We start from the raw sequence: 12,380 nt of genomic DNA, 5'->3' as shown, positions 1-12,380 counted from the left end.
TCAGACCACCTCGGCCGCTGCCTTGCCCGTCAGCAGCAGGCGCGTGGCCGCGGTGACATCCTGTTGCCGCATCAGGCTCTCGCCGACGAGGAAGGTATCGATGCCAGTCTTCTGCATTCTGAGGCAGTCGTCATGGGTGAAAATACCACTCTCGCTGACCAGCAGGCGGCCGCCCGGCACCATCGGCGCCAGCCGCTCCGAGGTTTTAAGGCTGGTTTCGAATGTTCTCAGATTGCGGTTGTTGATGCCGATCAACTGCGATGACAGTTTTACCGCGCGCAACGTCTCGGCCTCGTCATGCACCTCGATCAGCGCATCCATGCCGAGTTCGAATGCCGTTGCTTCAAGCTCGCTCGCCAGGGCGTCATCAACGCTCGCCATGATGATCAGAATGGCATCAGCGCCCCACGCGCGCGCCTCATAGACCTGGTAGGGGTCGAACAGAAAATCCTTGCGTAGCGCCGGCAAGGCTACGGCTGCTCTTGCGCTGGTGAGAAATTCCGGCGCGCCTTGGAACGATGGCGCATCGGTCAGCACCGAAAGGCAGGCAGCGCCGCCCTTCGCATAAGCCCGCGCCAATGCGGGCGGATCGAAATCGGCGCGGATCAGGCCCTTGGATGGGCTCGCCTTCTTGATCTCGGCGATCAGCGCGAAGCTGCCCGATCTCTGCTTCGCCTCGAGCGCTGCAAGAAAGCCGCGGGGCGCGTCCGCGTCCTTCGCGCGCGCCTTGATTTCGGCGAGCGGCACACGCGCCTTTGCCGCTGCGATCTCGTCGCGCTTGTAGGCCTCGATCTTGCGAAGAATGTCAGACACGCTCTATCCGTTCGAAATCTCGACCAGCCTGTCGAGCACTTGCAGCGCCCGGCCGCTGTCGATGGCTTGCGCCGCCGTCACGATGCCGTCGCCAAGCGTCGTCACCTTGCCCGCCACGACCAGTCCGGCGCCGGCATTCATCAGCACGGTGTCGCGATAGGCGCCGGCAGCGCCACCCAGCATATCGCGCAATGCCTTGGCGTTGTAGTCCGCGTCGCCGCCGCGCAACTCATCCTTGGTGTGGCGCGCCAACCCAACCGCTTCAGGGGTCAAGGTGAAGCTGCGTATCTCGCCGCCGATCAGTTCGGCGACCTGTGTCTCGCCGGTGGTGGTGATCTCGTCATAGCCGTCGCCATGGGCAACCCAGGCATGCTCGGCGCCCAGCGCCTTCAGTGTCTCGGCCACCGGCAGGATCCATTCCGGCAGGAACACGCCGACCATCTGCCGCTTGACGCCGGCCGGATTGGAGAGGGGCCCAAGCAGGTTGAATATGGTGCGGGTGCCGAGCTCGACGCGGGTCGGGCCTACATGCTTCATCGCCGGATGGTGCGCAGGCGCGAACATGAAGCCGACGCCGGCCTCGTGGATGCAGCGGCCGATGAATTCGGGCGAGATGTCGATCTTGACGCCGAGTGCAACCAGCACGTCGGCGGCTCCTGTCAGCGACGACAGGCCGCGATTGCCGTGCTTGGCAACCGGCACACCGCTGCCGGCAATCACAAAAGCCGATGCCGTCGAAATGTTGACGCTGTGGGAATTGTCGCCGCCGGTGCCGACGATATCGATGGCGCCGTCAGGCGCGTCGACGCGCAACATCTTGGCCCGCATGGTGGCGACGGCGCCGGAAATCTCGCTCACCGTTTCGCCGCGCACGCGCAGCGCCATCAGAAAGCCGCCGATCTGGCCGGGGGTGGCGTCGCCCGACATGATGATGTCGAAGGCCTCGCGCGCTTCCTCGAAGGAGAGCGCGCTTCCGGTCGCGACCTTGGCGATATGGGTTTTCAGCGCGCTCATCTTGTCGAGGCTTGGGCGACTGCGGCCTGGTCGACGCGAACGTCGTACTGCGTCTGCAGCTGCGCCACCAGTTGGTCGAGCAGATCGTCAGACATGCCGGAAGTGAAGGATTTCCGCGCATCGTCCGGCACCGAGCTGGCATCGGCTCCTGCGGGCTCGAACACTTCGGCGACCTTGTACAGGATCTGCCCGTCGCCGGTGGGCGAGGGGATCAAGCCGGTGCCGCCTTCGCCGACGCCGAACATCGCTGCCGCGCCTTCCTTGCCGAAATCGACATCGTCGGCCTCGCGCTTGACGCCGCGCTTGGTCTGTTTTTCCAGCTTCAGTTCGCCGGCGATGACGTCGAGCGTGGCGCCGGCCTTGAGCCGCTTTTCGAGCTCGTCAGCCTTGGCGGCCAACCGCTTGGTGGTCTCCGCCGCCGTCCAGTCCGCGACGACTTTCTGACGAACCTCGTCCAGCGTCCGGTCACGAGCTGGCGTAATGGAGGCCACCTCATAGAAAACGAAGCCGTTATCCGCCGTGGTCAAGGCATCGTTTTCGGTGTTGGGTTCCGCGTCGAAGACAGCCTTGATCAATTCCGGTGATTGCGGCAGGTCCTTGACGATGCTTGCGTCGGGCCTCAGGCCGCTGCGCTCGATGGCGTCGATGGTGACGATCTTCAGCTTCAGCTTGGTAGCAGCATCGGCCAGCGAACCGCCGGCTGCGCGGGCGTCTTCGTAATTGTCACGCACGTCCAGAAGGATGCGGCTTGCCTCGCCCAGCGCCAGGTCCTTGCGGATCTGGTCGGACACTTCGGCGAGCGGCTTCACCACCTCGGGCTTGATCTCGGTAACGCGCAGCAACACCGGACCGAAGGCACCTTGCACAACCTGGCTGACTTCATTGGTATTGAGCGCGAAGGCCGCGTCGGCGACCGCCTTGTCGGCGATCTTGTCCTTGGCCAGTGTGCCGAGCAGCGTGTCGGCCGGGGTTTTGCCTTCCGCCGTGACGAGCTTGTCGAATGTTGCACCGGTCTTAAGCGAATCGAGCGCGGCCTTGGCCGCATCCGGCGTCTTGAACACAAGCTGCTCGATGGTTCGCATCTCCGGCGTGGTGTAGCGCGCCTTGTTCTTGTTGTAGTCGTCGCTGACCTGTTGGTCGGTGACGGCGGTGGTATCCATGATGTCGACCGGTTCGAGGCGGACATAGGAGAATTTGCGGTATTCGGGTGCGGCGTATGTCTTCTTGTTGGCTCCGAAATAGGCGGAAAGCACGCTGTCGGATGGTGCCTCGATCGGCTCGACCAGTGCCTTGGGTAGCGTCAGATAGTCGATGGTGCGGTCTTCGCCGCGATAGAGCGCGACAGCCTTGAAGAAGGTGTCCGGAGCTTTCAGACCATCAGAGACCGCCTCGACGATCTGCTGGCGGACCGCCACCTGGGCACGGTTCTTCAGATAATCCTCCGGCCGCATGCCGATCTGCCGCAGCATGTATTCGAACGTTCTGCGGTCGAACTGGCCGCCCGGGCCCTTGAACGCCGGGTCTTCGCGCGTCAGCTCGGCCAACCGGTCCCTGGAGAGGCCGAGACCAAGCTTGCGGGCCTGTTCGTCGAGGACCGCGCCCGAGACGAGCTGCGCCAGAACCTGGTTGTCGACGCCGAGCGCCTTTGCCTGTTCGTGGCTGAGACGCTGGCCGAACTGTTGCGACATAACGGCGAGCTGCCGATCATAGGCGAGACGGTATTCGTTGATCGACACCTTGGTGCCGCCAGCGGTTATGACCGAATCATGGCCAGCGAAACCGCCCATCAGCCGCCCGGAAATGCCCCAGGCGGCGAAACTGACCACCAGCAGCGAAAGCAGCGTCTTCGCGACCCAGGTACCCGCCGCGCTTCTCAATACACCAAGCATCGTTACTTCCGATTTATGCGCAATTTCGCATGCGCCGAGTCTGAAACAAGCGCAATAGCGCCCTTCCGGTCCACTGTCGATTGCTTTGTGGGCTGATTTTGGTAGTGAGGGCCAGAGCCCGATATCGCCCGGAGAAGCAAACCATGACGCCAGGAATTCGCCCGCTTGTCGCCGGCAACTGGAAAATGAACGGCACCAGTGCCTCGCTCAACGAGCTCAGGATGATCGGCAACGGTTTCATGAGTGGGCTCGATGCCGAGACCGAAGCGCTGGTCTGCGTTCCGGCAACCCTGCTTGCCCACGCCGCTGAGATCCTGTCGCGCACACCGGTGCATGCCGGCGGTGAGGATTGCCACACCAGGGAGAGCGGCGCCTACACCGGCTGCATCTCGGCGGAAATGCTTAGGGATGCCGGCGCCAGCCACGTCATCGTCGGCCATTCCGAGTGCCGTGAGCAGCGCGGCGAGGATGACGCGACGGTCCAGGCCAAGGCCTCCGCCGCCTGGCGTGCCGGACTCGTGGCGATCATTTGCATTGGCGAGACCCAGCAGCAGCGTGAAGCGGGCGCCACGCTCGACGTGCTGTCGCGGCAGGTCGACGGATCGGTGCCGCCAAGCGCCACCCCGTCCAACACCATCATTGCCTATGAGCCGGTATGGGCGATCGGCACCGGCCTGACGCCAACCGCGGCCGATGTGGCCGAAGCACACGCACATATCCGCGAAAAGCTGTCGGAAAAGCTCGGCAGCGTCGCGGCGAAGGTGCGCATCCTCTATGGCGGCTCGGTCAAGCCTTCCAACGCGGTCGAACTGCTCGGGGTCAGGAATGTCGACGGCGCGCTGGTCGGCGGCGCCAGCCTGAAGGCGGCGGATTTTCTTGCCATCGCCGAGGCTTATCGCAATATCGGTTGAAGATATTCGCCACGCCGGATGGGGCTCCCGGCGCTGGAAATCGTTGCAAAGAAGGCGTTGCTTCCCATATTCCGGCCACGGGCTTGGAAATGCCATCAAAGCATTGTATTGAGCCGCCTCCAATTCACCGGTCGTGTCCGCGGCCGGGCAAGGCCTTGCCAGGATAAACTATGGAAACCGTACTGATCGTCATCCATCTCATGGTCGTGCTCGCCCTTGTCGGCGTGGTGCTGCTGCAGCGTTCCGAAGGCGGCGGCCTTGGCATCGGTGGCGGATCCGGCTTCATGACCGCGCGAGGTGCCGCCAATGCGCTGACGCGTGCGACGGCGATACTGGCGGCTGCTTTCTTCGCCACGTCACTGACACTGTCGATAGTCGCCCGCTATGGCGAGAAGCCGATCGACATCCTCGACCGCGTGCCGGCGACATCGGACGGTGCAGGCAAGGGTGTGCTCAACCAATTGCCCGGCACGACCACCCCGGCGCCCGCAGGCACCGCCACGCCGCCATCCGGCAACGACGCCGCGGCTCCGGCGACTGCCCCGGCCAAGGCGCCTGCCGCCGGTTCGACGCCGCCGGCAACCAATGGCGCCGCTCCCGCCGCGCCGGCGACCCCGCAGGTTCCGAACCAGTAGTCCTCGGCGCCTGAAGCCGCGATCTGTGGTCGTTTGAACACAGTCGCGGCAAATGCAGCAAGATCACGAAGATTCGATGGGATGAGGCGCGGCCTCGCGCTTGAGGCCCCCGCGCTTATTCGACTATAGATTGCGCGCGGCATTTCCGGCGCCCTTGGGGGGCGCTGGGCGACGCCGTGGGCAACAAGCATAGAACGATCGGATCTTCGCCATGCAGCTTCGCAGCTTCATTTTCCTTGGACTTTGCGCCGTACTCGGCGTGAGTTCCCCCGCTTTCGCTGGCGTTCTGGCCAATATGGCCGCACAGCCTTCGGTTGAAACAACCTCCGCCATCAACGTCGCCGTCAAAAGTGATGCGACGCAATTGAAGCTTCTCAAGAAGAAGAAAAACCCGACACCGGACGATCTAGCCCAGATCAAGAAGATCGAGGCCAAGATCGTTGCCGACAAGGAAGCCGCCAAAGCCAAGGCGCTCGAAGCCAGGAAACTGGCGATGCGCGAGGCGGCCAAGGCCAAGGCCGACGCTGAACGTCAGGCGTTCCTGGCCAAGAAGGGCAAGAGCGTGCCGGCAACCGAGGTGACCGATGCCAAGCTGGCCAAGAAGCAGGCTGCCAAGATCATCGAGCCAATCGAACCGATCCAATCGGCCGAGCCGCTTCCGGCGGAGGCGATGAACGTTGCCTTGACCGGCAACAATGGCGAGCTGCGCAGTGAGGTTATCGGCCAGAAGCAGCCGAGCAGCGGCGGTCTGTTCGCCGGCCTCTTCGGCGGCACCTCGTCCTCTTCGTCGATTTCATATCTCCCCGAGACGCGGGCTCTTGACCAGGCTCTCGCCAAGAGGGAAGCCAAGAAGCTGTTCAAGGTGAAGCCGGAATTCGTGCCGCAGGACGTGGAATTCAGCGGCTACGCCGCGGGCACCATCGTCATCGACACCAGCGCGCGCCGCCTGTACCTCGTCGAATCGTCGTCCACCGCGCGCCGCTACGCCATCGCGGTCGGCCGCGAAGGCCTGCAGTTCAAGGGCACGGTCGCGGTCGGCGACAAGCAGGAATGGCCGCGCTGGATCCCGACGCTGGACATGCAGAAGCGCGAGCCGAAGCATTACGGCCAGTACAAGGACGGCATGCCTGGCGGTGGCCAGAATCCGCTCGGCGCGCGCGCCATCTATCTCTATGACGGCAAGAAGGACACGCATCTGCGCATCCACGGCACCATCGCGCCGCAGTCGATCGGAACCAGCGCCTCGAATGGCTGCTTCCGGATGATCAATGAGCACGTCATGGACCTCTACAGCCGCGTCAGGGTGGGCACCAAGGTCGTCATCATCTGACGTTTTCGTCATCCTGCCGAAAGGGCCGGCTCAGCCGGCCCTTTTGTTTTGCTTGTTCACGACCCAAGCGCCTTCTTGGGAAAAAACCTTCGCGGTGGTTTTTTCTCTGGCGGAATCAATCCGGCCGCGTTAAGCGATGACTCCCATGGCGCGATATGTATTCATCACAGGCGGCGTGGTTTCCTCACTTGGAAAAGGCATAGCCGCAGCGGCCCTTGGGGCTCTCCTGCAGGCGCGAGGCTATCGCGCACGCATAAAAAAACTCGATCCCTATCTCAATGTCGATCCGGGCACGATGTCGCCGTACCAGCATGGCGAGGTTTTCGTCACCGACGATGGTGCGGAAACCGATCTTGATCTTGGCCATTACGAGCGCTTCACAGGCCGCTCCGCCAATCAGCAGGACAACATCACCACCGGCCGGATCTACAAGAACATCATCGAGCGCGAGCGGCGGGGCGATTATCTCGGCGCCACCGTGCAGGTCATTCCGCACGTCACCGACGAGATCAAGAACTTCGTCCTCAACGGCAATGACGACTATGATTTCGTGCTGTGCGAGATCGGCGGCACGGTCGGCGACATCGAGGCGATGCCGTTCCTGGAAGCGATCCGCCAACTCGGCAACGACCTGCCGCGCAACAACGCCGTCTACGTCCATCTGACGCTAATGCCCTACATCCCGACGGCCGGCGAGCTGAAGACCAAGCCGACCCAGCATTCGGTCAAGGAACTGCGCGGCATCGGCATCGCGCCCGACATATTGCTGGTCCGCGCCGATCGCGCCGTCCCCAAGGAAGAGCGCAGAAAACTGTCGCTGTTCTGCAATGTGCGCGAAAGTGCCGTGATCCAGGCGCTCGACGTGCCGCATATCTACGATGTGCCGATGGCCTACCACAAGGAAGGACTCGATTCGGAGGTGTTGGCCGCCTTCGGCATCGATCCGGCGCCGAAGCCGCGCATGGAGCCCTGGCAGGCGGTGTCCAACCGCATCCACAATCCGGAGGGCGAGGTCACCATCGCCGTTGTCGGCAAATATACCGGCCTCAAGGATGCCTACAAATCGCTGATCGAGGCGCTCTCGCATGGCGGCCTGGCCAATCACGTCAAGGTCAAGCTCGACTGGATCGAATCAGAAATCTTCGAAAAGGAGGATCCGACGCCCTGGCTGGAAAAGGTGCATGGCATCCTGGTTCCCGGCGGCTTTGGCGAGCGCGGCTCGGAAGGCAAGATCCTGGCGGCGAAGTTCGCGCGTGAGCGAAAAGTGCCGTATTTTGGCATCTGCTTCGGCATGCAGATGGCCTGCATCGAGGCGGCCCGGTCGCTCGCCGGCGTCGAGCATGCGTCATCGACCGAGTTCGGTCCGACCGAGGAACCGGTCGTCGGCCTGATGACCGAATGGCTGAAAGGCAACATGCTGGAGAAACGCCGCGAGACCGGCGACCTCGGCGGTACGATGCGGCTCGGTGCCTATCAGGCCGAACTCGCCAAGGGCTCGAAGATTGCCGAGATCTACGGCGACACGCAGATTTCCGAGCGTCATCGCCACCGCTACGAGGTCAATGTCGACTACAAGGAACGGCTAGAGGATTGCGGCCTGGTGTTCGCCGGCATGTCGCCCGACGGCGTGCTGCCGGAAACGGTCGAGTATCCCGATCACCCCTGGTTCATAGGCGTGCAGTATCACCCGGAACTGAAAAGCCGGCCGCTCGACCCGCATCCGCTGTTCGCCAGCTTCATCGAGGCGGCGGTGGAGCAGAGCCGGTTGGTGTAGCTCCCATAGCCCAGTCGGACCATGCAGACCTATGTCGCGCTGCTTTACAGCATCATCCTGGGCGAGGGGCGACGGGTCGTCATGGCCGACCTCAAGGCGATGGCCGAAGAACTCGGGCTGAAGAACCCGCGCACGCTGGTGGCGACCGGCAATCTGGTCTTCGAGAGTGAAAAGACCTCGATCGCCACGCTCGAAAAGCGGCTTGAGGCAGCGTTTGAAAAAGCCTTTGGCAAGCATGTCGACATCATCGTGCGCACCGCAAACGATTGGCTGAAGCTTGCCGCCGGCAATCCGTTTCCGGACGAATCGAATGCGACCGCGGATCAGGTGGCGGTGCGGGTGATGCGCCAGCCCGTGCCCGACGAAGCCATCGCGGCGCTCAAATCCTATGTCGGCAAGGACGAAAAGATGCAGGCCGTCGGCGGCGATATCTGGATTGTCTTCTCGCGCGCCAGTTCACGGCTTCTGACGGCAACCAGCCACAAGCGTCTGGGCATCGGTACATCGCGCAACTGGAACACGGTGCGCAAACTGGCCGAGATGGTGGACGGTAGGCAGTAGGCAGTAGGCAGTAGGCAGTAGGAAGCGGTTCTCTGCTCCCTAGCACCTACTGCCTCATTTCAAACCTTTGCCGTCTTCGCTCCGGCGCTCAAAGCGGCGGTGCGCAGGACGTAGTAGATGATGCCGGCGATCGCCACGCCGAAGAACCAGCCATAGACGCCCCACCAGGACGGCAGCCAGTTGGTGAAGTTCGGCAGGATCGACGAGAAGATGGCGCCGATGCCGGCGGCGATGAAGGCGTTGACGTGCCAGCCGCCCTGGAAGCGGAACTCGCCGTCCTCGCGATAGAGCGCCTCGACGTCGACCTCACCCTTCCGGATCAGGTAGTAGTCGACCATCATCACGCCGAAGATCGGCCCCATCGTCGCGCCGATGACGTTGACAAAGGAAGCGGCACTGCCTTCCCATGGCGCGAAGGGATAGAGCACCAGGGCGATCACGGCCGCGATATAGCCGCCCTTCTTGAAGTCGATCTGCCTGGGAAAGACGTTGGAGAAGTCGAAGGCCGGCGAGACGAAGTTCGCCACCACGTTGATGCCGAGGGTTGCAACCGCAAAGGTCAAGGCTGCGAGCGCCGCCAGGAACCAGCTGTCGAATTTCGCCGAGATCTGGTCGGGATGCAGCAGCACTTCGCCATAGACGTCAAAGGCGGCAATGGTGGTGACGCCGGCGACCAGCGAGAACAGGATCAGGTTGATCGGCAAGCCCCAGATGTTGCCCTTGCGCAGCGATGCCTTGTCCGGCGCGTAACGGGCGAAATCGCAGAAATTGAGATAAAGCGCCGAGAAATAGGTGACCCAGATCGCCGCCACCGCAAACAGCGACGTCCACGATCCCGGCGTGCCGGGCACGCCCGCATCCTTGGTCTTGTCCAGCAGCACGTCCATGGGGATGTCGCTGGTGAAGGCAAATCTCCCGGATTTGACGCAGAGATAGATCGCCAGGATCAGCATCATCACCCAGACTGCCGGTCCTGCCCAATCCTGGAAGCGGCGCACCGTTTCCATGCCGTTCTGGATGATCAGCAGTTGCAGCGCCCAGATGACCACGAAGCAGATCACCTCCAGGCCGGTATGGCCGAGGAAATGGGTGTTGGCGTTGAAATCGGCAAACCATTGCGAGCGGACCAGCAGCGCCACGATCGCGCCGGAGGCGGCGGCGGTCTGCGCGCCATACCAGAAGCAGGCGACCACCGCGCGCACCAGTGCCGGTATGTTGGCGCCCCAGATGCCGAAAGAGGCGCGGGCAAGCACGGGGTAGGGCACGCCGGTCTTTACGCCGGCATAGCCGACCATGTTCATCAGCGCGTAGATGATCAGCGAGCCGATGCCGATGGCGATGAGGAAATTGACGAAGCCGCCACAGAACAGAAACAGGCTGGCGGCCAGATAGTAGCCCCAGAGGCTGTGAACGTCCGACGTCCAGACGTTGAAGATCGAGAATGGTCCCCAGTTTCGAATTTTGGCTGGCGCCAGATCCTCGTTGTACAGATCAGGTGAAGCACCTTGTATTGTCATTGCAATGTCCCCCTTTTGCAGCACGCGCCCTCACGCGTTGGCGCATGCAGGGTAAGCCTGACGCAGGGGAACCGACAAGCAACCTATTTGCCGGCTTTGGCCTTAAAGATATTCAATAAGAACCGCGCTTATCGGCAGGAGTAAGCTGCAGCCGGGATACCTCCACGGCGATTCGAATTTCGCCGATTTTGTCGCGAGAAACGCGGGCCGAAGTCTGCCCGTTTCTCGCCACCAAGCTTTTTTATGCGGGATCATCTTTTTTCTGGAACCAAATGCCTATTCGGGAGTTTAATGGGGTTCGATCGAGCGGAGGCGATCGGCCGGGAGGAAACTTATGGATCGCTTGCATTTCTTCACGCCCGTGCGCCTTGCGCCCGGGCTGGGATACCCAGTTCAGGAAATCGACAGCGTTGCCGAAGCGATGGTGTTCTTGCGCAAGTGGCCAACAGGGCGGCGCGGACCGGTTTACCAATGCGCCTTGAATTGCTGCTCCGCTGCTCTGTCCGGCAACATGTCGGCCGAGGAAGCGAGGAAAGCTTTTGCCGGATTTGCCCGCATCACCCGTCTGCTGGACGACGACATGGCGCTGCCGATCGGTGGCGAAAACACGGAAAACGTCCAGGCGTTGAGGCGGTAGGCGCCGGATCTGTTGACCTCGAAGCTGCGCCCCGTGATGGCCGTGGCAGGGTCTCTTATGCGCCTCCGGCGAGGAGGCAAGCCAAACGAGCTGGCCCATAGTCAATGCCTTATCTCAAGTCACGGAATAGCGATCGATCACCCAAAGCCAACTGCCATCGCCTTGCCGCCGGGCTACCTCGCTGGTCACGTCACCGTCGGGAAGTCGGGTCGATGTAAGCGCGAGATCGCCGCAAATGAGCGCCGGCCGCTGCTCGCCTACGGCAAACTTTCGTCCTGACGCGACGATCTCGACATAGTAGCCGCGAATGGCCTGCCTGCCGCGCAGCAACCGTCCGCCACCGCGGTCGATCACCGCATCGGGTTCGAACAGAGCGATCATGCCGTCGACGTCGCCCGCGTGCTGCCGCGAAATCAGCAAGGGCTCCAGTTGCTGGGGGTCGTAGACAGGCTTTCTCTCCGCGTTCATGCTGACCTCCGCTAATCCGCGAACGAAAATCCTGCCGCAAACTGGCGCCCGTGCCCTGGTGATTCCACGTCAATCCATCAGGCGATTGGTTTTGCGCCACTCCTCATATTCGCCGCGGGCATCGTCATGCAGCGGATAGTAGCGTTGCAGCGGACCGCCCTCCAATAGCTTCACTCGTGAGAACTCCTCCCAGTCGTGATGCTTCTGTGATTCTTCGATTACCCGCGGGGCCATTGCGACGGGAAGCACCACCACGCCGTCGTCGTCGGCGACGATGATGTCGCCGGGGATCACCGTGACACCGCCGCAGGCAATCGGAACATTGACGGCATTGGGATAGATGCTGGTCTGCACATGATAATTTGGCGTCCAGCCGCGCAGCCATAGGGGCAGATCGAGCTTTTCGACATTGGGGCGGTCGCGCATGCATCCATCGATGACGATGCCCGCGCCGCCTCTGCCCTTGAAATATGTCGACATCATATCGCCGAAGACACCCGAGCTCATGTCGCCGCGCGCGTCGACCACGACCACATCGCCCTCTTGCGCGTGGTAGAGCACGTGCCGGTGCAGTTGCGTCTCCGGATCTGCATATTCACCCTCGGTGAACAGGTCCGGCCGCTGCGGCATGAACTGCAGTGTCAGCGCCGGCCCGACGATCGATTTCCCGTGGTTCTGCGCCATCGGACCGACCATGTGCGGGTTGCGGAAGCCCATGTGGCCAAGTGTGCCGGCAACGGTCGCGGCGCCGATCTCCTTGAGCGCGTCGATCAGATCCTTGGGCGGCCGCGTGATGTCGAGGGAATGCGTCATTGTGGACTCCGTTGAAGC

General features: G+C 62.4%; 12 protein-coding genes. 6 read left to right on the top strand and 6 right to left on the bottom strand.

Features of this window, described 5'->3' with window-relative positions:
- Genes trpC through NKH02_RS24960 form a run of 3 tightly spaced genes read right to left on the bottom strand, consistent with a single transcriptional unit; the run spans window position 1 to window position 3,716 of the window.
- Window positions 1-813, bottom strand: coding sequence for an indole-3-glycerol phosphate synthase TrpC (gene trpC / locus NKH02_RS24970; RefSeq protein WP_352882326.1), 813 nt, complete (start codon window positions 811-813; stop codon window positions 1-3).
- 3 nt (window positions 814-816) lie between these two features.
- Window positions 817-1,827, bottom strand: a complete 1,011-nt coding sequence (gene trpD / locus NKH02_RS24965) for an anthranilate phosphoribosyltransferase (protein WP_352871173.1) — start codon at window positions 1,825-1,827, stop codon at window positions 817-819.
- Window positions 1,824-3,716 (bottom strand): SurA N-terminal domain-containing protein, encoded by a 1,893-nt coding sequence (locus tag NKH02_RS24960; protein WP_352882324.1) that lies wholly within the window; start codon window positions 3,714-3,716, stop codon window positions 1,824-1,826. The genes trpD and NKH02_RS24960 overlap by 4 nt, the downstream gene beginning before the upstream one ends.
- Window positions 3,717-3,859: 143 nt before the next feature.
- Here NKH02_RS24960 and tpiA point away from each other — a divergent pair, with 143 nt between their 5' ends.
- The 5 genes from tpiA (at window position 3,860) to NKH02_RS24935 (ending at window position 8,927) form a co-directional block, all read left to right on the top strand.
- Window positions 3,860-4,627 (top strand): triose-phosphate isomerase, encoded by a 768-nt coding sequence (gene tpiA, locus NKH02_RS24955; RefSeq protein WP_352871177.1) that lies wholly within the window; start codon window positions 3,860-3,862, stop codon window positions 4,625-4,627.
- 170 nt (window positions 4,628-4,797) lie between these two features.
- Complete coding sequence (gene secG / locus NKH02_RS24950) at window positions 4,798-5,262, top strand: preprotein translocase subunit SecG (RefSeq protein ID WP_352882322.1); 465 nt, start codon at window positions 4,798-4,800, stop codon at window positions 5,260-5,262.
- A gap of 211 nt (window positions 5,263-5,473) precedes the next feature.
- Complete coding sequence (locus NKH02_RS24945; protein ID WP_352882320.1) at window positions 5,474-6,592, top strand: L,D-transpeptidase; 1,119 nt, start codon at window positions 5,474-5,476, stop codon at window positions 6,590-6,592.
- Window positions 6,593-6,728: 136 nt separating this feature from the next.
- Complete coding sequence (gene pyrG / locus NKH02_RS24940; protein ID WP_352871181.1) at window positions 6,729-8,366, top strand: CTP synthase; 1,638 nt, start codon at window positions 6,729-6,731, stop codon at window positions 8,364-8,366.
- 21 nt (window positions 8,367-8,387) lie between these two features.
- Window positions 8,388-8,927, top strand: a complete 540-nt coding sequence (locus tag NKH02_RS24935) for a DUF1697 domain-containing protein (RefSeq protein ID WP_352871183.1) — start codon at window positions 8,388-8,390, stop codon at window positions 8,925-8,927.
- Window positions 8,928-8,986: 59 nt separating this feature from the next.
- Here the strand turns inward: NKH02_RS24935 and NKH02_RS24930 are convergent, their stop codons facing one another.
- Window positions 8,987-10,444, bottom strand: a complete 1,458-nt coding sequence (locus NKH02_RS24930; RefSeq protein ID WP_352882317.1) for an NCS1 family nucleobase:cation symporter-1 — start codon at window positions 10,442-10,444, stop codon at window positions 8,987-8,989.
- 334 nt (window positions 10,445-10,778) lie between these two features.
- On the opposite strand from NKH02_RS24930, the gene NKH02_RS24925 reads away from it, so the two are divergent.
- On the top strand, window positions 10,779-11,081 hold the full coding sequence (locus NKH02_RS24925) for a DUF982 domain-containing protein (protein WP_352871185.1): 303 nt from the start codon (window positions 10,779-10,781) through the stop codon (window positions 11,079-11,081).
- A gap of 114 nt (window positions 11,082-11,195) precedes the next feature.
- On the opposite strand, the gene NKH02_RS24920 is transcribed toward NKH02_RS24925, so the two are convergent.
- Together NKH02_RS24920 and NKH02_RS24915 are read right to left on the bottom strand one after the other, a co-directional pair.
- Window positions 11,196-11,549: a YybH family protein gene (locus tag NKH02_RS24920; protein ID WP_352882315.1), complete on the bottom strand. Its 354-nt coding sequence runs from the start codon at window positions 11,547-11,549 to the stop codon at window positions 11,196-11,198.
- A 69-nt stretch (window positions 11,550-11,618) separates the two neighbouring features.
- Entirely contained in the window at window positions 11,619-12,362 is a 744-nt protein-coding gene (locus NKH02_RS24915; protein WP_352882312.1) for a ribonuclease activity regulator RraA, read from the bottom strand.
- Window positions 12,363-12,380: the final 18 nt, after the last annotated feature.

Origin of the sequence: Mesorhizobium sp. M1396 (assembly GCF_040317725.1) — a bacterium.
GTDB lineage: Bacteria > Pseudomonadota > Alphaproteobacteria > Rhizobiales > Rhizobiaceae > Mesorhizobium.
Note: the sequence above shows the minus strand (reverse complement) of the source record. Positions and strands in the feature narration are given on the sequence as shown.